This window comes from Lactiplantibacillus sp. B652 (assembly GCF_023806745.1).
Taxonomy (GTDB): Bacteria; Bacillota; Bacilli; order Lactobacillales; family Lactobacillaceae; genus Lactiplantibacillus; species Lactiplantibacillus pentosus.
In genome coordinates this window covers 67,324-86,362 of sequence record NZ_JAMSKY010000012.1, presented here as the reverse complement: position 1 = coordinate 86,362, position 19,039 = coordinate 67,324, and the positions used below count along the sequence as shown (strand labels likewise).

At 45.8% G+C, this 19,039-nt stretch carries 22 protein-coding genes and 1 tRNA gene; 14 read left to right on the top strand and 9 right to left on the bottom strand.

The features are described 5' to 3' along the window. Positions 1 to 239: 239 nt before the first annotated feature. Positions 240 to 830 carry a TetR/AcrR family transcriptional regulator gene (locus tag MZO40_RS13710; RefSeq protein ID WP_105961644.1) on the bottom strand — a complete coding sequence of 197 codons (591 nt, stop codon included), beginning with the start codon at positions 828 to 830 and terminating at the stop codon, positions 240 to 242. Between the two features lie 220 nt (positions 831 to 1,050). Here MZO40_RS13710 and MZO40_RS13705 point away from each other — a divergent pair, with 220 nt between their 5' ends. Both MZO40_RS13705 and MZO40_RS13700 read left to right on the top strand, forming a co-directional pair. Next, positions 1,051 to 1,362: a DUF2316 family protein gene (locus MZO40_RS13705; RefSeq protein WP_088770504.1), complete on the top strand. Its 312-nt coding sequence runs from the start codon at positions 1,051 to 1,053 to the stop codon at positions 1,360 to 1,362. Between the two features lie 238 nt (positions 1,363 to 1,600). Beyond that, a complete protein-coding gene (locus tag MZO40_RS13700; protein ID WP_105961643.1) occupies positions 1,601 to 2,182 on the top strand; it encodes a VanZ family protein in 582 nt (193 codons plus the stop codon). Between the two features lie 211 nt (positions 2,183 to 2,393). Here the strand turns inward: MZO40_RS13700 and MZO40_RS13695 are convergent. Both MZO40_RS13695 and MZO40_RS13690 read right to left on the bottom strand, forming a co-directional pair. Beyond that, positions 2,394 to 2,466: transfer RNA gene (locus MZO40_RS13695), tRNA-Ala, on the bottom strand. Between the two features lie 54 nt (positions 2,467 to 2,520). Further along, positions 2,521 to 2,892 (bottom strand): hypothetical protein, encoded by a 372-nt coding sequence (locus MZO40_RS13690; protein WP_088770506.1) that lies wholly within the window; start codon positions 2,890 to 2,892, stop codon positions 2,521 to 2,523. A gap of 117 nt (positions 2,893 to 3,009) precedes the next feature. Between MZO40_RS13690 and MZO40_RS13685 the strand changes: the two genes are divergently transcribed. The 3 genes from MZO40_RS13685 to MZO40_RS17450 all read left to right on the top strand — a co-directional run bounded on the left by MZO40_RS13685 (position 3,010) and on the right by MZO40_RS17450 (position 5,404). Then, positions 3,010 to 3,345, top strand: a complete 336-nt coding sequence (locus MZO40_RS13685) for a hypothetical protein (RefSeq protein WP_152705524.1) — start codon at positions 3,010 to 3,012, stop codon at positions 3,343 to 3,345. Between the two features lie 326 nt (positions 3,346 to 3,671). Then, on the top strand, positions 3,672 to 4,745 hold the full coding sequence (locus tag MZO40_RS13680; RefSeq protein ID WP_225367234.1) for a LysM peptidoglycan-binding domain-containing C40 family peptidase: 1,074 nt from the start codon (positions 3,672 to 3,674) through the stop codon (positions 4,743 to 4,745). Between the two features lie 536 nt (positions 4,746 to 5,281). Beyond that, positions 5,282 to 5,404 (top strand): hypothetical protein, encoded by a 123-nt coding sequence (locus MZO40_RS17450; protein ID WP_263853516.1) that lies wholly within the window; start codon positions 5,282 to 5,284, stop codon positions 5,402 to 5,404. A 768-nt stretch (positions 5,405 to 6,172) separates the two neighbouring features. On the opposite strand, the gene MZO40_RS13675 is transcribed toward MZO40_RS17450, so the two are convergent. Further along, the gene (locus MZO40_RS13675; RefSeq protein WP_003639986.1) at positions 6,173 to 6,370 is read right to left on the bottom strand and encodes an LBP_cg2779 family protein; all 198 of its coding nucleotides are present in this window, start codon (positions 6,368 to 6,370) and stop codon (positions 6,173 to 6,175) included. A 102-nt stretch (positions 6,371 to 6,472) separates the two neighbouring features. Beyond that, complete coding sequence (locus MZO40_RS13670) at positions 6,473 to 8,134, bottom strand: phosphoenolpyruvate carboxykinase (ATP) (RefSeq protein WP_252133341.1); 1,662 nt, start codon at positions 8,132 to 8,134, stop codon at positions 6,473 to 6,475. 319 nt (positions 8,135 to 8,453) lie between these two features. Here MZO40_RS13670 and MZO40_RS13665 point away from each other — a divergent pair, with 319 nt between their 5' ends. Both MZO40_RS13665 and MZO40_RS13660 read left to right on the top strand, forming a co-directional pair. Then, the gene (locus MZO40_RS13665) at positions 8,454 to 9,092 is read left to right on the top strand and encodes a TetR/AcrR family transcriptional regulator (RefSeq protein ID WP_033618663.1); all 639 of its coding nucleotides are present in this window, start codon (positions 8,454 to 8,456) and stop codon (positions 9,090 to 9,092) included. Positions 9,093 to 9,247: 155 nt separating this feature from the next. Continuing rightward, positions 9,248 to 9,745 carry a MarR family winged helix-turn-helix transcriptional regulator gene (locus MZO40_RS13660; protein WP_003639983.1) on the top strand — a complete coding sequence of 166 codons (498 nt, stop codon included), beginning with the start codon at positions 9,248 to 9,250 and terminating at the stop codon, positions 9,743 to 9,745. Positions 9,746 to 11,090: 1,345 nt separating this feature from the next. Here the strand turns inward: MZO40_RS13660 and MZO40_RS13655 are convergent. Next, a complete protein-coding gene (locus MZO40_RS13655) occupies positions 11,091 to 12,059 on the bottom strand; it encodes a DUF1002 domain-containing protein (RefSeq protein ID WP_105961229.1) in 969 nt (322 codons plus the stop codon). 247 nt (positions 12,060 to 12,306) lie between these two features. Here MZO40_RS13655 and MZO40_RS13650 point away from each other — a divergent pair, with 247 nt between their 5' ends. The 5 genes from MZO40_RS13650 (at position 12,307) to MZO40_RS13630 (ending at position 15,338) form a co-directional block, all read left to right on the top strand. After that, entirely contained in the window at positions 12,307 to 12,630 is a 324-nt protein-coding gene (locus MZO40_RS13650) for a hypothetical protein (protein WP_105921908.1), read from the top strand. A gap of 33 nt (positions 12,631 to 12,663) precedes the next feature. Further along, a complete protein-coding gene (locus MZO40_RS13645) occupies positions 12,664 to 13,236 on the top strand; it encodes a TetR/AcrR family transcriptional regulator (RefSeq protein ID WP_050338282.1) in 573 nt (190 codons plus the stop codon). Between the two features lies 1 nt (position 13,237). Beyond that, positions 13,238 to 13,756: an O-acetyl-ADP-ribose deacetylase gene (locus MZO40_RS13640; protein WP_105961228.1), complete on the top strand. Its 519-nt coding sequence runs from the start codon at positions 13,238 to 13,240 to the stop codon at positions 13,754 to 13,756. A gap of 146 nt (positions 13,757 to 13,902) precedes the next feature. Then, positions 13,903 to 14,730, top strand: a complete 828-nt coding sequence (locus MZO40_RS13635) for an undecaprenyl-diphosphate phosphatase (protein WP_105961227.1) — start codon at positions 13,903 to 13,905, stop codon at positions 14,728 to 14,730. 341 nt (positions 14,731 to 15,071) lie between these two features. Next, on the top strand, positions 15,072 to 15,338 hold the full coding sequence (locus MZO40_RS13630) for an AbrB/MazE/SpoVT family DNA-binding domain-containing protein (protein WP_105961226.1): 267 nt from the start codon (positions 15,072 to 15,074) through the stop codon (positions 15,336 to 15,338). A gap of 190 nt (positions 15,339 to 15,528) precedes the next feature. On the opposite strand, the gene MZO40_RS13625 is transcribed toward MZO40_RS13630, so the two are convergent. The 3 genes from MZO40_RS13625 to MZO40_RS13615 all read right to left on the bottom strand — a co-directional run bounded on the left by MZO40_RS13625 (position 15,529) and on the right by MZO40_RS13615 (position 17,541). Beyond that, complete coding sequence (locus tag MZO40_RS13625; RefSeq protein ID WP_105961225.1) at positions 15,529 to 15,876, bottom strand: YxeA family protein; 348 nt, start codon at positions 15,874 to 15,876, stop codon at positions 15,529 to 15,531. A gap of 432 nt (positions 15,877 to 16,308) precedes the next feature. Then, entirely contained in the window at positions 16,309 to 16,770 is a 462-nt protein-coding gene (locus MZO40_RS13620) for a threonine/serine exporter family protein (protein ID WP_252133340.1), read from the bottom strand. An 18-nt stretch (positions 16,771 to 16,788) separates the two neighbouring features. Beyond that, positions 16,789 to 17,541 (bottom strand): threonine/serine exporter family protein, encoded by a 753-nt coding sequence (locus MZO40_RS13615; RefSeq protein ID WP_105961224.1) that lies wholly within the window; start codon positions 17,539 to 17,541, stop codon positions 16,789 to 16,791. A gap of 139 nt (positions 17,542 to 17,680) precedes the next feature. On the opposite strand from MZO40_RS13615, the gene MZO40_RS13610 reads away from it, so the two are divergent. Continuing rightward, on the top strand, positions 17,681 to 18,541 hold the full coding sequence (locus MZO40_RS13610; RefSeq protein WP_088770516.1) for an aldo/keto reductase: 861 nt from the start codon (positions 17,681 to 17,683) through the stop codon (positions 18,539 to 18,541). Positions 18,542 to 18,754: 213 nt separating this feature from the next. Further along, positions 18,755 to 18,997 (top strand): type II toxin-antitoxin system HicB family antitoxin, encoded by a 243-nt coding sequence (locus MZO40_RS13605; RefSeq protein ID WP_105961223.1) that lies wholly within the window; start codon positions 18,755 to 18,757, stop codon positions 18,995 to 18,997. The last annotated feature ends 42 nt before the right edge of the window (positions 18,998 to 19,039 follow it).

Genomic DNA, 19,039 nt, shown 5'->3' with positions numbered 1-19,039 from the left:
GTAATCCCCTCCGTAGCTTTGATAAGTCTAGCGTAACTGGCTAGTCGAGACGCGTCAAATAAAGGCGCCCACTTTGGGGTTAGTAAATAAATATAATTATGAGTCAGCTGGAGTCGTGTCAAGTAGTTCCAAAACTGAGCACGAAGTTTTGGGACTACTCGTGGTGACGCCAAAAGGTTAGTCTGCGCGTTTTTGGGTCCGATGAGTTTGTTGTCAGTCATTATTTCGACCGGTCAGTCTCAGTCCAAACTGGTATTGGTAGGAATCGTTGGTGTTTGCAAGACATTCGGGATGAGCTGAATGAAGAGGCGATACGTCTCGATTCGATTGAGCGCCGGCTGAGTTGTTGCGAGTTGCCAAGCGAATTGATGGCAACTGTGGCCCAGAAAAGTTGCGATGAAGTGCTGGTGTGGCGCTTGAATCGCCAATGCGGTGAGTAGTTGCTGGGCGAAGCCAGTTTCTAGTGGAAGAACCCGGTCAGCACAATGCGCCCAAGCGGTCAGTTGGGGTAAATCCAAGTGTGCGCGCATGGTGGTGATAACGGCCCCTGCAATCGTGGCATAGGTCGGGTTTTCCAAGTTATTAAGCGCGTGGCCGAGTTCCTGCAGGGTAATCAGGTATTCGACAACGATAATATCTGCAATATCTTGGTGATGTCGATAAAAGGTCGCACGACCAACATGGGCATCGTGGCAAAGCTGTTTGACGGTCAATTTATTGAAGGGTATTTGCGCCGCAAAGTGAGCTTGCAGCGCGGTCATTAACTTGCGGTGAGTTTGATGGGTTCGCTGGTCAATTTGCATTTGATTGTTCATTATAATTTTTGTCATGCAGTTATGATACACCAATACTATATTTGTCTCAAAACGTCACTTCCTTAATTGTGTCAGGCGGCTATAATAGCTGTTACGGTTTGTTAACCGCAGCAGGGTGCCCTGTTAGTAGGACCCGGTTGAGAATTGGTGTCACTTACAATCGTGATTGGGCCGACGAGGGTTGCCCCTGTATGATGACCAATTAAAAGGACCCTTTTATAGGAGGAATTGAACAATGTCACTAAATCCGCAACAAATGCGCGCCACGCGTGAAGAATTACAAGCAAACTTTGCGTTGACTGGACTAACGAAGACGCAGGTCGCAACTGATTTGAACATCAGCGTCACTAAACTTGACCGTTTATTTGATTTGACCCAACAGTCCTTGGAGGACCCGTGGATCTTACGCAACTATTTGATTGACCAGGTGGAAGCGGCCGGCAAGACCCCTGTGCCCTTTACCGCGTTGAGTGGCGACTGGCACCGGCACTGGTTTTTGAATAGTGCGGTGATCGACCGCCGTGAAATGTCGGCTGGTAATCGTTAATGGTTGGACTGGGTATCGTTGCTTGAACTGATCTGTTTGCAATGCCTGTTATCTCGGAATGCTTTTGAGATAAGGGGCATTTTTTCGTGTTGATATGGGAGTGCGGGTGCGGTGTATTTCAAAATCAAATTGAGACGTCGCAAAATAGTCACATTTTTGGCAGATAATATTAATAGGGTTAATGATTCATATAAGGTGGAGAATTGAACCCAAACACTTGAAGGGGGTGATAAGCGACATGATGATCAATGGACATGGATTTGGGCCGGACTATCTGATAGATGCCGGGGCAACGCTGATTATATTAATACCGCTATTTTTTTATATTTTGATTAGGCAATTTTTCAATGGTCATGTAACGATTGTTAAAGTGAGTGGCTTAATTGCATTTTTCCTGTATGTTTATGCGCTCCTGAGTGTGACATTCTTTCCAATAATGGTATTTAAATGGGGTTCTAAAGCCTATCAATATGGATTCGGTAAACAATATCTTGCTAACTTCAATGTTTTGGAGCTGTTTCAGTATGCACCCAGCCAAATCATTGGAAATCTAGTACTATTATTACCGTTGTCAATACTGGTGGCGTGCTTGTGGCCCAACCAATTTAGCCAGGCTAGACCCAATATGATCCTTGGCGGACTAACGACTCTGGGTATCGAGACGCTCCAATTACTGATGAGTTTCTTCTATCTAGGTAACCGCACGTTTGACGTCAATGACCTGATTTTGAATATAGTAGGATATTTGATTGGTTTTGGACTGTATAAAGTCTCTAAATCGATATTCAAGCTGTCACCTGACGTATTTCAAATTTTATGAATTCCGCCAGAGTAGTCGTTTCTGAGATGAACCAACAGTGATAACAGTGATAGTCACGATGGATGTCGGACGAGACGAGCCTGTAATTTAGCGGCTGAAATCACAAAGCAACAGAACGTTACATCATATTTTTAGCATAAAATCAGACTCGAAAAAACGCCATTCAGCACCTTTGTTCAAAGGACTGAATGGCGTTTTGACAAGATTAAAATGGACCCTACCGGATTTGAACCGACGACCTCCTGCATGCGAAGCAGGCGCTCTCCCAACTGAGCTAAGGGCCCAATACACTTTTTAGTATACCGCAAAATAAGTCGGGTGCAAGTCCAGGTTAACGATTAATGGCGACTGGCGCGGTGATTCTGGTTGCCGCGAATTTTGTGGACACGCCGCTTATATTGGGGCTTTTGGTTGCTGACAAACTTGAAATGTTGCATTTTACCGCCGAAGACTTGGCCGTTTAACCGCAGCTTGAGCCAGTCTTGCATCACTGCAGTCATCGAATTGATTTGGCTGACGCGTAGTTGATCGTCCTGTTGTTGAGCCAGTGGCAATAAATTCGTTGATAATTGATTCACTAATTTTTGATGATAGGCCATTAATTCGGGAGTCAGTGGGGCGTCCGTATACGTGTTAAATAGTTTTTGAATCGTCTGGAGGGCGTCCTTAATGTCGGTTGGTTGATAATAGCGTTCGTTTGATTTCGTCAAGTTAATTTCCTCCCTTGCCCATTCAGTATAGCAAATTTTAGTTAAAAAGCATGGTTCAGCGTAGCCAAACGAGACGGTAGCGGTTACAATAAGGGGTAAATTTAGGAGGTGCCCATCATGACGACAACCACCGCACTGACCACCCAAGCAGAACAGGCTTTGGATCAGTCATATGCTAAGTTCAAAAGTGAGCAGTTAACCCTTGATAAGTCGCAGCTATTTGAGAATGCTGATCAGATATTTGCGATGAAAGAAATTGAAGCGGCCACTCGCCAATATTTATTTGACGACGAGATCGCGCAGCAAGTCATCAAATTAGACGCACAAGTTTTGCCGACCATGTACCAAAAAGGGCAGGAAGGCGAATTTTTGAAACTGAATTTTACGGGCAATGATATTCGTTGGCTGTTAGGACTGCCGCGGACCCATCATCGCCAACGCGGTTCAAAATAAACCGGCATTAACCGAACGTTTGGTCGTTTTTACCATGACAATTATCCGAATTTCTAGTCGTTGACTATTGAAATTCGGCTTTTTTGATTAATCGGCAAGTTTTTTTCAAAAAAGTTTTGAAAAAAAGTAAATTTTAGTAATAAAAAGATGCCGGTATGATAGCGTTTCAAGATGGAAATGTTACGATGGCCAATTATTGTTACTGTTTTGTAACTTTCGTAACATATTGTTATTTTGTTGGTATTGGTATGTAACACAAAATGAGTAGTATAGACGTTGGCTTGAAGTACATACGTGACATTCTTTTTGGAGTGATCATTATTAAAGTGAAAGTAAATATTAAACAAGTGATGTTAGGAACTGCTGCTTTAGCTGGTATGTTAGTTACTAGTCAAGCAGTTGCCAATGCCGATTCAATGACTATCAAAGCAGGGGACACTGTTTGGGCATACTCACAAAAGTACCATGTTTCAGTTAACAAGATTGCCGAAGCTAACGGCTTAAGCAACCCAGATTTAATCATCGCCGGTAAGACCATCAACATTCCTGGCGTTAAGACTGGTGAAAAGGTTACGACTAAGACGACCACTGCTAGTGCAAGCAGTGCTAAGTCAACTAGTGCCGCAACTTCAACTTCACAAGCTGCTAGCTCAACGACTAGTGCAGCTGCTACCAGCTCATCAACTACTAGTGCAAGTAGTACGAGCCAAGCAGTATCAAGCAGCTCAACTGCAGCTCAATCAAGTAGCACTTCAACTGCTAGTGCAAGCAGCGTAACTTCAAGTGCTTCATCAAGCTCAGTTGCATCACAAGCAAGCTCAAGCTCAGCAACTTCAACGAGTTCTGCTAGCCAAAGTTCTGCAAGTCAAAGCTCAGCTTCACAAGCAAGTTCAGCTTCAACTAGCACGACTGCTACCAGCACACAATCAGCTGCTGCAACTTCAACTAGCTCACAAGCAAGTTCATCTGCAAGCACGACTAGTTCATCATCAACGACTACAAGTGCAACTGCCTACAGTGCATCAGCTACGTCATCATCCACTTCAACCACTAGTTCATCAACGACTGGTTCAGCAAGTGCTTTGATCGCCGCTGCTAAGACTTACTTAGGCACACCATACGAACAAATGGACTGCTCTGCATTTACGCAAGCTGCCTTTGCTAAGATTGGTCGTACCATCGGCCGGACTACTTATGCCCAAGCTACTCTTGGTACTCACGTATCATTTAGCTCAGCACAAGCTGGCGACTTGATTTTCTGGGGTTCTGATTCAGCACCTTACCACGTTGGGATTTACTTAGGCAACGGTCAATACATTGCCTCACCAACTGAAGGCGAAACTGTTTCAATCAAGAGCACCACTTACTACACACCAAGTTTTGCTATCCACATGTTCTAAAACGATTATTTAACAAACAAAGTCGCTATCCAATTCAGGTTGGGTGGCGATTTTTTTTGACCAAAAATTCGTCGCCTGTGCTAGTCGAATTGTGCTGGCAAGTCAGGCTAGCCGCCTATATATGAGCTGTCATAGGCGCGCTTGATGGGCAGGGAAAATCAGCAGTAACGCTAGCGCCGGATGATGCATGCCTGGACTTAACTTAATGTTTTATCGCATTATCCCACCTGAATCGGCACACGTACACTAATATGCTCAATACGCTAGGGCTAGTTATTCGTGGGCATTAAAGATGATTAAAAAGTGCCGGTTGGTGGATTCCTGTTCGTCTGCCGGTGAGGCGTCCTAGTCCGACTTCCAGGGCCGGCTGACAATTGCTGGAACGTAAGCCGACATCGATTTGAACTCACGCAGAAACCCACTGCGCAATTTCAAATACGAGTCTTATTCTAAGCCGGAAGCAACCCACTTCCAGCTAAGAATAATTTGGCTACTGAGCATTGTCAGCCGGCCCTTCCAGCCGGGAAGCCGCTCGAATGGCTGATGAACAACCACTTATCTGGGTACAATTGACCACTGAACATTGGGTAATTGGTCCTTCAGGCAAACTTTTAATCAGCAGTGGTGATGATTTATGGTGCGCAATACCGAGTAGTTAGCCTGAAGATTATTCACTAATTTCAATGGCAACTTGTCTTGAAGTTGGACGACAGAATTGCTTTTGTTTAAAGCTTGATGCTTTGCAATCTCAGACGGCTAGAGAAAGTTCGATGAAGCTATTGGTTTATAAATGTTAAATATGAGTAATGCTGCTCAGCTATCGTTAGAAACTATCCTCACAGTTAGTTTCTAATCGACTGTTTACTAAGAACCAACGACTAGCTCATCAAAGGTTGGGTCCGCACGTGTCTGCCTTTCGAATACCATCCCCGGCTGGAAGGTTTTTCTGACAATGCTCAGCGGCTTTCAGAGTGTGAGGTTCAGACGGGTTGGGACTGAGGATTAGCCTAGCTAGAGCGTTAAGCGGTGAATTTCCGCTTGGCGCTCTGGCGTAGCTAACCGGAAGTCCCAGTCTGACCCGAACACGTTTCATCCATACTGCAGCTAACGTGGAAGACCAGTATTTAAGACGTGGGCTTTCGGCTTAAATCTGTGTCCATCGCGTTCCAGCGTTGTCAGAAATGCCTGGAAGCCGGCATAGGCCGCGTCTATCCATCACCTTTACGCTAACTCGCACTATTTCCAGCGGTTCTAAGCTGGCTGCCTTTGACTTTGAACTAATCAGCACGATTTAATCATGATTCATAACCAATTAACTAGCGCAACACGTACGCAACAAATTTTGAGTAACAAAAAACTGGTCGCATCGTGCGACCAGTTTTAGTGAGGACAGGTGCCCCAATTGGTTTTTATCACTGAACCAGCGTCTAGGCTTTAGTCTTGCTGTTCATGAATTTCTTCAATAGTTGCAGTTCTTCTTGAGTTGGCGTTGCTTCACCAGACTTGATGTTGTGAATCCGCTCAACGGATAGTTGACTGCCGAACGCTAGATCGTTATCTGTAAGATGATGCTCGCGTTCAAAACCAATGAGCTTTTCTGATAATTGACTTAATGGTAGTTCCATGCTCCTCACCCCGATTTTTAGAATTCGTAAAAGTTCAGTGCCATATACCTGCTACTTTTATTATAACCTTAATTGGTTTGAAACGGGGAACGAATACCATCCTTATTTTGCAAGAGGTTGCTTTAATTGTTGCTGTAAGTGAACCAAGCTGTCCGTGACTTCGTGTGGCAAACGGTCGTTATTGTTGTGTTGATATTGGTCCACAAAGTTTGCCCGAATGCCCAGACGGGTCGCAACTAATTGGCGATAGTCCGCGTTTTCCCCGTCGACAGGGAAGTCTGCGAGTTTCAAATTCTGCATGTGGTCGAGACCGGCGAAGGATTCCCACTCAGTCGTGTTATTGACGATGGCTTCTAGGGCGCCTAACGTAATTTCTTTAGGGATCTTCTTGTCACCAAAGTAGCCGGTATTGAGCAGGTAGCAATCCAAGTGGCGTTCTTCAAAGAGGGCCTTGAAGTCATGGTAGTCTTCGGATAGTGGGTAGACCCGGAATGGGTTCGCAAATGGTTCGATGACTAGGGCGTTCCGGTCGACGTCACCAATGATATTTTCAGCGGAGCTCCGTTTAGTCGCTAATGTTGCCCCGAACGTCGCAGCTAGGACCGGGTCGTCAACTTTGATGACTGGTGGCAAACTATCATCTTTCATAATCCAAAAAATGGCGTTGATCGGTGCGTCTTCCTTATCGACCCGATTCGTCGAAGCATAACGTGACTTGATCGTCCGACCATTCCCATTGCGCAAATCTTCAGTGACCAGCACTTTGCGTCCTTGGTCGTCTAAAGTGACACCGACGTTTTGAATCGTCATGAAGTATTTCGTTTCATCTGAAGTCATCGGATAGTCGTTCGTTTTGTCAAAGTAGGACGGTTCTAAGGCGACTGAACTCCCGTTTTGTCGATTGATGACGAACGCATCGTCATGCAGAACGGTAATGTCGTACTTATAGCCGTGTTTAGCGTGCGTCAGCGTCGACTTACCGGAACCTGAGAGGCCAAACATGGCAAAGACTTGATCTTGTTTGTCCTTAAAATGGAACGCTTTGAGGCCACCGTGACAAGCGACGAAGCCATGCCGGTGCGCGATTGACCATGCTAAGGTCAAAGTCGACTTTTTGAGTTCGCCGAAATATGGCATACCCAGAATTGCGGCGGTGTTGTGTTGTGGGTCAAAAATCGCCAGCCCATCAGGGTAATCTGGGTCATGATAAGTTGGATCGGCGTAAATGTAAATATCACCTTCAGGGTAAGCCACCGAACGCTCGAACATGGCTCGGTAAGCCGCAGTAATCGGCTGGAAGTTGAGCATGTAAGAGAGTAGGTTGTTGGCGAATCCGTCTGGAATGGCCAGGTGGGCGCGGACGATGAAGTCTTCATCGAGGCCGACTAGGACATCCGTTTTGATGAAATCTTGGTGTGCGCTGGCAAAAATAGCTTGGCGCAGACGACCAGCCATATCAGCTTCACTAACGCCAGGGTTGCCTAAAATGCGCCGTGCTTGTGCGGTCCGCCCGACAACTTTACCGGTATTGGCAATCAGCATCTTGGCATCTGCTGGTAAGCCTAAATCAGTGGCGCGATAGATGGGGAGGTCCGTAATGACGGTTCCAGGATCCTTAGTGGTGCGGTGGTAAGCATCGGCAACGTCAGCAACTTGATGCATGTTGTTACCGTAAAAGGCCGTTTCCACGGTGGAACGGATCTGTGAGAAGATTGGATTATGCCGACCGATATCGGCTAATTGATAAGAATTTTTAGTGCTCATATGATGTGCCTCCCTACAAAGTTAATAAGTTAATTTTAGCACAAATGTTCATTTTGGAAAGCGCTTTCTTTAACGAAATGTATACTGCTTTGTTATTCGTACGCAGTTAATGGATTTTAGACGGTATGTGAAATAGTGATTAAGGTGGTGCCGGTTTATACGGACTATTGAGATAGTTAATGGCGTTATTTATTAATGAATTAGAAGCAATCTTACTTGCGTTTAAAGCTATATTAGTATAGTTTATTTAAAGAGAATAATTCAAATGTCAGTGATGGGAGGCATACCGGTGCCACGTAAAAGAAACACGCAGCGACGAATGGAAATCGTCAATACGGCGTTCCGCTTGTTTGCAGAACAGGGCTACGCCAACGTACAGATGAAGGATATTGCGATTGCATGCGATATTAGTAAGTCGCTGCTTCAGCATTACTTCCCCAAGAAAATCGTTTTGCTAAGTACGATGCTGAATGAGTTGACGCTTAGCGCGTTCATCTATAGTAATGAACAATTGACCTTTTTATCGGCGCATCAGCGGACGATGATTCAAATGAGTTTCGTCCTGAGATTGCTTGATGAGAATCCGACGATGGAACACTTCATTCAGGATATATTTGAAAGCCCGGAGTTAACGACCGAGCTTGTATTGGTGACCCTAGATTGGCTAGAAGCTATCGGGGTCGAAGGCGAGGCGGCGATGATTAGATACGCCTTGAACTTTGCGTTATCTGGCGGGATGGCAGTCTTTTTCAAGCGCAAGATTCTAAGAGCTAGTGTCGGCATGATTTCAGAGAATATCGACCAAGCGTTCTACTTGCTATTAGGCGAGAATGCTGAGAAAATTGACCAAATCTATTTAAGCACCGCCAAGTACAATACTGATGCCTATTATCAAGAGTTTGTCAGTTATCTGCACAAACACGCAACGATTGATTTAAGTACTGAAATAAAAATTTAATATTAAAGTAATCTAAATTGCTTGTATTTCGTAAAATATACTAGTACACTTTAAAGCGGGGAAATGATAAACGACGCTTACTAATTAAAAAAGCATGGGGCGAATTATGATTGGGAATTTAATGATAATTCGACTAGTGAAAGGGAGACTTAAACATGAACGAAGATATGGAATTTTTTAATCGCTTTAGCCATATGTACTTACATGGCTTCAAGAACTTATCAGATATGTTTGCGGAACCAGCGACGGAACATGGTATTACGTTAGATGAATTTTACATTCTGTACGATATCGCTGAAGCTAAGGGCAAGATCCGCCTGATGGACATCGCTGAAAGTCACGGTGTAACGCGTTCAGCTATTTCACGGTTAATTGGTCGCTTATTACGTAAGGACTACTTATACCAAGAAGCTGAAGATCATGATCGCCGTAACAAAGTTTTGAAGTTAACGCCAGAGGGTGCCCGTGTTGAACATGAAGTCTTCACTGAATTGATCCAACGCAACCGCGAATGGCGTCAAAGCTTTAGCTTAGCTAAGCAGTATCAGACGCTGAACTTAGTTGAAGAATTTATGGATAAATTCGTTAACGAAGATGCAAGTAAGCAAACTAAAAAGACAACGTATGCTGATTTGAAGCGGGCAGAAGCCTAACGCTTGAATCAACTTATGACAAAATCGCTTCGGAAAGCTAGCCTTTTCGAAGCGATTTTTGTCTACTGAGCAGTTTTTAACAATAAACTGCGACCATCAGGCATAATCCGTGTTTGTACTAGAAAATGGGGTGTTTACGGTTACAATTGTACATTTAAAACGCTTGCAAAATGTACATCGTTGGTAACTGTTGGCTGTTTCAGTTAGCCGTTGATAAACGACTACCGGTAATCGTCAACATCAGCTCTGACAGCAGTGTCCATGCGCTATTTATCATTTGGCATTAATGATGATTAAAGCGTGCCGGTTAGTGGATTCCTGTTCGTCAGCCGATGCGCGCCTTAGTCCGACTTCCGGGGCCGGCTGACAACGCTGGAACAGGGCGGACATCGATTTGAACTCACGCAGAAAACCACTGCGCAATTTCAAATACGAGTCTTCTTCTAGCCCGGGAAATTCACCCGGACAAGAAGAATTTCGCCCTTGAGCATTGTCCGGCAGTCCGGACAGTCGGTAACCCACTCGAATGGCGGATGAACGACCACCTATCTGAGTGCAATTGACCATTGAATATTTGGTGACTGGATATTCAGGCAAACTTTTTTTGAAACAGTATCAATGATTATTTATGGTATCTAAATGATGACAAGACGACTTGAAGGTTACTGGCTAGCGTCAATGGGAACCAGTCCTGGGTTAGACGTTAGAGTTTTCATTAGTACAGAATTCAGAGTTTTACTCTCTTAGATGACCCAAAAGTGTTGGCGAAATAACTTAGCTGTTATTGGGAATCAGCTTTACAGTTGAATGCCAAGATAACTGTTTACTAAGAACCAACGACCAGTCCATCAAAGGTTGAGTCCGCAAATGTCTGCCTTTCGAATACTGTCCAGGCTGGAAGGTGTTTCTGACAATGCCCAGCGTTTTTTAGAGTGTGAAGTTCAGACGGGTTGGGACTGAGGATTAGCCTAGCTAGAGCGTTAAGCGGTGAATTTCCGCTTGGCGTTCTGGCGTAGCTAACCGGAAGTCCCAGTCTGACCCGAACACGTTTCATCCATACTGCAGCTAACATGGAAGACCAGTATTTAAGACGTGGTTTTCGGCTTAAATCTGTGTCCATTGCGTTCCGGCAATTGTCAGAAACACCTGTAAGCCGTCTTAGGACGCATCTACCACTGAAAGTTTACACTAACTCGCACTGTTTCCAGCGGGTCTCAGCTGGCTGATTTTGACCTGAAGAACCGGCACGCTTTAATCGTGATTCATGACAAAAAAGTAGGTGGGGTTCAAAATGATTTTGAATCCCACCTACTATGCGAATCGCTATTATCCAAGCGTCCCTGATTTAGCCAAAGATCGACTTGAAGATTGAACTGAAGAAGTTGACGATGGCTGTCCAGATTTTTTGCAGTAAATTCTGGTTTTCCTTAGTGTTGAGCTTACTGAAGACGTTTTTGGCATTGGACTGAATGTTTTTCATCAATGAATTGGCCTGGGTCTTGAAACTTGATGAATCTAAGGCGCCGGAATCACGAATCTTGACCAACAAGTTAATAATTTCAGTTTTTTGGTTATTTGTAATGACATTAGTTAAGTTATTATTGGTAATTTGTTGGTTAACGATGGTCGTGATTTCGTTTTTGGTCACGCTGCTCCCTTTTTGAGCCATTTCTTTCTTGGCACCCGCAATGGCGTTGTTGAGTTGAGAGTCAGTATAACCATCTTTATTTTTATTAGCTTGGGTGATACCGCTCAGGGTGCTCAATTCGTCTTGAGCGGCTGTGACTTGCTTGGTGTTCAAGCTATTACCGCTCTTGGCATAAGCGGCGTATACCCCAGCTAAGGCGCCTGAGCCGTCGATTGGGGTCGCAGACGTGACGTAAATATTAGCGTCAGTGATCCCAGCGGTCAAGGCCGCATTTTTATATTGATTGGCGGTAATAGTTGTAATGTTATTACTGCCGTTATAGTCGAGAATTTTAACATTAATACCGGAACCAGAACTCGTCTTTTGAATCATGGCACTCGACCAGACACCTGAGCTACTGGTGAAGCTTTCGCCCGCTGGATTGAGATATTTAACCAGCGTGTCACCGTTGACGGTCAATGTCTGATAGTCCGCGCCGTTCAAGCTGGCCGTGAGAGTGTTGATGGTACCGGTCTTCTGACTACTAGTCAGGCTGCTACCTAACGTGACGATTGGTTCGTCGCTGCTACTGTCAGCGTGCGCAAGGAGTCGCCAGCCACCAATCCCGAATATCAGGGTGGCAACCAGGGCGACCCATCTAAATTTGAAACTTGTTCGTTTCGTCATTTTATTTTCCTCCGCATCTTAACTAATGCACCTTGTACTAATGTGAACCGTTCGCTCCCGGGTTGTACGTGCAACAAGCATCAGGTCGTCATTAGTACGTATCATCATTATAGCAGACCCCTATCATTCGAGGCCGGTCAATCGCCAACCTTGGCAGAGTTCTAACTATCTTTATAATTTGTTTATTATTTGCCGAAGTCCCCAGCTTCCGCTATACTCGGGGTAAAAACAGGGGGAGGCCATTATTATGACCCAAAATCGCGTAATCAATGCATTAAGTTATTTAAGTATTTTATTCCTACCAGTATTATTTCCATTAATTGTCTGGTTATTAACGAGTACCAATCCGGAAGCCCATCGAGCCGCGGGACGGGCGTTCTGGTTACACTTGCTGCCGACGATTCTGGGCATCGCCATGCTGGTCATTCTCGGTGTGAGCGGAATTTACATGGATAACTTGGCTAACAGTGGCTGGCTCGCCATCGTGTTACTAGCGATCTTTGGTTTGGTCGCCGTCGCGAGCTATTTGTGGTCGATTATTCGCGGTATTCAATATTTAGTCGCTGACTAAGTGAGTTACAATGCAGTTCAGGGAGGTTTTCACATGGGTGTTAACGGTTCATCAGAAGCAGATCAGGCAATGATGATTCAATTTTGGCAAGTGGGCTATGGACAGACGACGGTGGACGATTTGATTGGGGCTGCCGGGTTGTCCCGCACGCAATTTTATCGGCAATACCACAGTAAGCGCGTCGCGTTAAGGCGGAGTCTAGTCTGTTACCAAGCTACATTGGACGAACAACTCGACCGGTTGATTGAACGGGAACGAGCGCGCCAAACACCTTTACCTGCACTGATTGCGGCTTGTGTCCTTCTGCCATTTCAAAGTGACCAGTGGCCAGCGGGCTGTTTGATGGTCAACTTGATGGCTGAGCTGGGAACACAGGACGCGGCCTTGAGCGCCCAATTACAAACGATTTATGCCAACCTGCAGACACGGTTCGTCAGCTTATTGGCGCCACAAGCGCAAACGTTGCCGACCACGGTGGCCGAAGCGGCGGCGAGTCTGATGCAAGTTCGCAGTGGGTTACAGTTGTTGGCTAAACAAGCCGTTGGTGGGGCTCAATTGAAGCAACAGGCACAGACGAGTGTGAATTTGATTATGGGGGCGCATTAAGATGGCTGAAATTAAAGTGATTCACGGCGATATTACGAAAATGGCGGTCGATGCGATCGTGAACGCCGCTAATACTAGCTTGCTCGGTGGTGGCGGAGTCGATGGGGCGATTCATCGCGCAGCGGGCCCGGAATTACTAGCGGCGTGTCGGCCGTTACACGGCTGTGCCACGGGTGAGGCCAAAATCACTCCAGGCTTTCGGTTGCCAGCGAAATTCATCATTCACACACCGGGGCCAGTCTGGCAAGGTGGCCAGCGTGACGAGTTGCGATTATTAGCGAATAGTTATCGCAATAGTTTGAATTTAGCAGCGGAAAATGGCTGCCATACGGTGGCGTTTCCGTCGATCAGCACGGGCGTTTATCATTTTCCACTCTCATTAGCGGCGCCGTTAGCACTGAAAACGCTACAAACGGCGGCGCAAACGACTGCACAGTCTGTCACGACTATTACGATTGTTTGTTTTGATGACCAAACTCAGAGCGCTTTTGAGACGGCATTGGCAGCGCTGTCGAGGTGACCTTTACAAAAAAATTACACATGGACGCTACTATCTTGAGGGAACGCTTGCTATAATGTTGATATACCAACCATCGGGGATGGTCGGAATTTTTTATGCAGCGGGCAATCAATTGATGAGCCTTGCCAACAAGAAAGGAATCCATTGTGTTAGATATTTTTAAAGCGGTAATCTTGGGGATCGTAGAAGGAATCACCGAGTTCTTACCTATTAGTTCAACGGGACACTTAGTCTTAGTTGACGAATTCATTAAGATGCAACAATCCACGCAGTTTACGGATATGTTCAACGTCGTGATTCAGTTAGGGGCCATCATGGCGGTCGTTGTCTTGTATTTCCACAAACTCAACCCGTTGTCACCACGCAAGAATACAACTGAAAAGCGTGATACTTGGGTGCTCTGGAGCAAAGTCTTACTGGCCGTGACACCATCAGTGATCGTCGGCCTACCGCTGAACGATTGGATGGATGAACATCTGATGAACTGGGCGGTCGTTTCCGCCACGCTGATTATTTATGGGATCCTGTTCATTGTGATTGAAAACCACAACAAGCAGTTAACGCCACGGTTCGCGAACCTCCAGACCTTACCTTATACGACGGCACTGTTCATCGGATGTTTCCAATTGCTATCATTGATTCCTGGGACATCGCGTTCTGGTGCAACGATTTTAGGGGCGATTTTAATCGGAACGTCGCGATACGTGGCGACTGAATTCTCGTTCTTCATGGCGATTCCAACCATGTTTGGGGCCTCACTACTGAAGCTCGTGAAATATTTCGCCCACGGTGGTTCATTAGCCGGTCTACAAGGGGCTGTCTTAGCCGTTGGGGTGATTGTTTCCTTCGTCGTTGCCTACTTATCGATTCGCTTCTTGTTGGATTACATCAAGAAAAACGACTTCAAGGCGTTCGGTTGGTACCGAATCGTCTTAGGGGTGCTCGTGATTGGCTACTTCACGTTGATCCACTAGCACTTTGCAAGCAAACGCAAGCCCGGGTTTGTCCGCCAGCTTGATGGAAGTCAGCACGGCAAGCCTCAGCTTGAAGTGACATCATATTATGAATAAATGAAGGCCGGTGACTGGTTCCAAACAGTCGCTGGCTTTTTTAGCTTCAGCCAACTTAAGCGAAGTGATTGCCCAAGCTGATAGCGAATACATCTTTTCACGTCGCACGTACAGGAGGGTGTATACTGAATGCGCGGGTGGCCGCCAGTGAAAGGATTTTTTCGCAGGCAGAATCCGTAGTCATTAAAAATGGGGCACAACGCGAAATAGCAAGCAGATAGTCATCGAAAGTGAGGCTGATTGAAATGGTATTATCCACGAAAATTGTCAAATTAGGCAACTCGCAGGGCATTCGACTGCCAAAGTCACTCCTTAAAGAAATTGGAATCGTTAACCCAATTAATACGCCAGTTCAAGTTTCTGTAGCGGATGGTAAAATTGTCATTTCGCCACAAGCGGAAACGTCAAGGCTGATGCAACGCTTTGCTGGCTTTGATTTAGACGATTATTTTGATAATTCTCATCAAGTCGAAGATGATTGGGGCAATCCAGTGGGAAAAGAGCGGTTATAAGCCGCAAGTATTGGCCTGAGATGCTTCAAAAATAACAAACGACAATCAATATCAATTGAAATGACTATAAGCAGATGACACTGATATAACGTCATCTGCTCATATTTTTGTGTTAGCGAGGGATTACATAAATTAGCGCGCCCGCCATTTGTGATTGCGATTGTGATTAATCATTTGAGATGATGCCAAACTAAGGCCGTGCGTGCACTAATTTATAGTTGGTGACGCCATATCTCTGATTGTAGGTGATTCTGACGATTTGCCCGCGTTTAAACGGTGCTGGATCTGCAGCGACAGTCTGGAAACGAATCGTTCTTTTTTCACCCTTGGAATTAGTTGCCAATCCTTGATACTGGTACCCAGTAGCTGAGACGTTGACCGGGAGCGTGATGGGATAAGTGCCAGTGGGACGCGTTATTTTCATGTAGTAGTAAGTCCCGCCGTAGCGAAAAATCCCCCAACCAATATTGATGAGAATCATCATGGTTAGCGATGCAGCTAAGCACCATTCGATAAAGTGATGCGATTTAGGGCTCATTTTGAGGCCTCCTCGTGGACGGATTTTTAGTGCTGTGCGATGTTTTGAAGACGCGTCATGGTAGCACGTCTATCTTACAAAGTGATTTTTTTGAATGCGTTTCTAAGCGCTTACATTTTAATGCTCTTGTTACGTCCAAAAGCATTGGTTTAATACAATTATTATTGTAAATGGGACCAGTTAGTAATCCAAAAATTCCAGCTAAATTCGACTGATTAACTTACATTCCATGTCGGTGTTTGGTAAGGGCATGCCACTTTTTTACGACTAGCAACTAACGGAATTTTTATACATAACTAAATGACACCCCGTAATTAAGCATATCAAGCAGTGTGGCTATCATTTGATGACAGTCATGTCTCTCGACACAACAAAATCGGACGAAACGCCAACTGGGGTTTCATCCGATTGCTGTAACATCTAAGTTTAAAATTAAGCGAAATGTAAGGTCAGGCGGTTGATGAATTCGGCGACCAGAAAGCCGATCGCAATTACACCCGCGATAATGACGATTTGAACGAAGTACTGGTAAGCTAAGTCCGAATGGCCCGTCACGAGGTTGCGGACGACCCGGTAAGACTGACCACCAGGAACCAGTGGTACCAGACTAGGAATATTAAAGATGATCATCGGCATCCGCTTATAGCGGGCAGCCATTCCGCTAGCGACCCCAATCACGATGGCTGCGACGAGGTTCCCGATGGCGAGTTTGGCATCAACGCCCAGTGGCAGCAGATGATAGAGTACTTCATACGTGAACCAGCCAGCAGCGCCGACCCAACCACTGAGGTTGACGGCGCGCCGCGGAATGTTGAGCAGCACGCCAAAGCCGGCCGTGGCGAGATACGCTAAGATAATTTGTAACAATCCAGTTGTGAAAAGCCAGTGTGCCATAAGACGCCTCCTCGTCGTTTAATAGAAAAATGAAGTCAGTGCGATGCCGACTCCAATTGCGCAGGCCGACAAGACGGCTTCGACAGCGCGGGCGGGGCCGCTCAGTAAGTTCCCCGTCATTGTGTCGCGCACGGCATTCGTGATGGCGACTCCCGGGACTAGCGGCATCACGGCGCCGATAATGATGGCATCCGGATGATAGTGGCCATTAGTGAGATAAAAGCCAACTAAGGTGATCAGGCCAATAATGAACGCGCCGACAAATTCACTGAGGAAGCGAATCGAGCCCACTCGATTGATCCAATAGAAGACTGCAAAGCCCGCGAGTCCGGCCAAGCCACAAGTAACCAAGTCGGCCGGGGCCGTTTGTCCGGTGAAGGCCACCATCAACGGCACGCTGACGACAACGGCAGCCAGGCACAGCCAGCTGAATGGGAAGGTCGGTACAGCTTGATTGACGCGTTCCAATGCCGCAAAAAATTCAGCTAAATCAATCTCATGATTAGCGAATTGTCGAGATAGGGTGTTGACCTGGTCCACTTTTTCGAGATCCATGCCGCGATTATGAATGGCACGGACTTCACTTGTCGCATCATCTGGCAAGGAAACGGTGATGCCGGTTAATAATACGAAGACCTGCGCATCCGGATGGCCGGCATTAGTGGCGATCCGCTGCATCGTATCTTCAACTCGTTTGATTTCAGCCCCGTTTTCTAGCAAAATGGCGCCAGCTAGTAATGTGGCTTTTAACATAACTGCCGTATCGCGCATCAAAATCCCCCCACATCAGAATGTTTATATTTTCTCACGAATTTTGCGTATCGTCATTAGTTTGAAACAGAATGTTTGCCGGAAATGGTTGATTATGGGTAAAATTATAACAGCAAATAAAATTATGGAGGCATTTTTGATGACAGCATTGACCAAACTTACCGATACGTACACCTTGAACAATGGGACTAAGATTCCAATCGTTGGTTTTGGGACTTGGCAGACACCAGATGGTCAGGTCGCTTATGATTCCGTATTAGCCGCATTAAAGGCCGGCTACCGGCACATTGATACGGCCGCGGCTTATGGCAACGAGGAAAGTGTTGGCAAGGCAATCGCTGATAGCGGCGTTGCCCGTGAAGACCTCTTCGTGACGACTAAGTTATGGAATGCGGACCACGGCTATGAGGCCGCTAAGCAAGCACTCGATACGTCGCTTGAAAAGTTAGGGTTAGACTACGTGGACTTATATTTGATTCACTGGCCAAACCCAGCTGCAATGCGTGACAATTGGGAACAATTAAACGCGGACACTTGGCGTGCAATGGAAGAAGCTTACACGGCACGGAAAGCCCGGGCAATTGGAGTTTCTAACTTCCGTCCTAAGCACTTAGATGCACTGCTTAAGACTGCCAAAGTCGTTCCTGCCGTTAACCAAATCTTCTTGAACCCAAGTGACATGCAGGATGAAGTCGTGGCTTACAACCGCGAACATGGCATTTTGTCAGAAGCCTACAGTCCATTAGGTACTGGTAAGATCTTCAGTATTCCTGAATTAAAGGATTTGGCTGACAAGTATGGCAAGAGTGTTGCTCAAGTTGTGTTACGGTGGTCATTACAACACGACTTCTTACCATTACCAAAGTCAGTGCATGCTGATCGGATTCAACAAAACACCGAACTATTTGATTTTGAAATCAGTGATGAAGATATGAAGGTCATCGATGGCTTCCACGGCGTCGCTGGACTTGCTAACGACCCTGATAAGGTCAACTTCTAATTAGAATTTATTGAAAGTGTCGCACCATTGTTAGACGGAATGTCTGATGATGGTGCGGCACTTTTTTGATGGAAATTCATTTAGGCGTGCGCAATCAGTCGCTATCGGTGGTGAACGCGAATACAATTGGACTGTTCGCAGGCTTCAAAAGGATGTACGGAGAGATTGCCTAATGGCGTTTCTTAAAAATTTGGAATCGAGGGCGTAACGATAATGGCAAAAGATTTGACGGTCAGTTACCCGGTGGTTATCACGCATGATAACACAGATGTAGACTATCCATACGAGGTTTATATTCCGGCTTTTGAGGGATACACGCAAGGGCGTAACATGGCGAACGCAATCTTGATGGCCCGTGACTTCATCGGACTGAGTGCCATGGATTTACGTAAAGATGGCAAAGCTTTGCCCATCCCGGGACGTTGCCCAATAAAACGCAAGATGATCAGACCGTGATGCTGGTTGAGGTTAATGTTGACGACTATCAACGTCGACAGG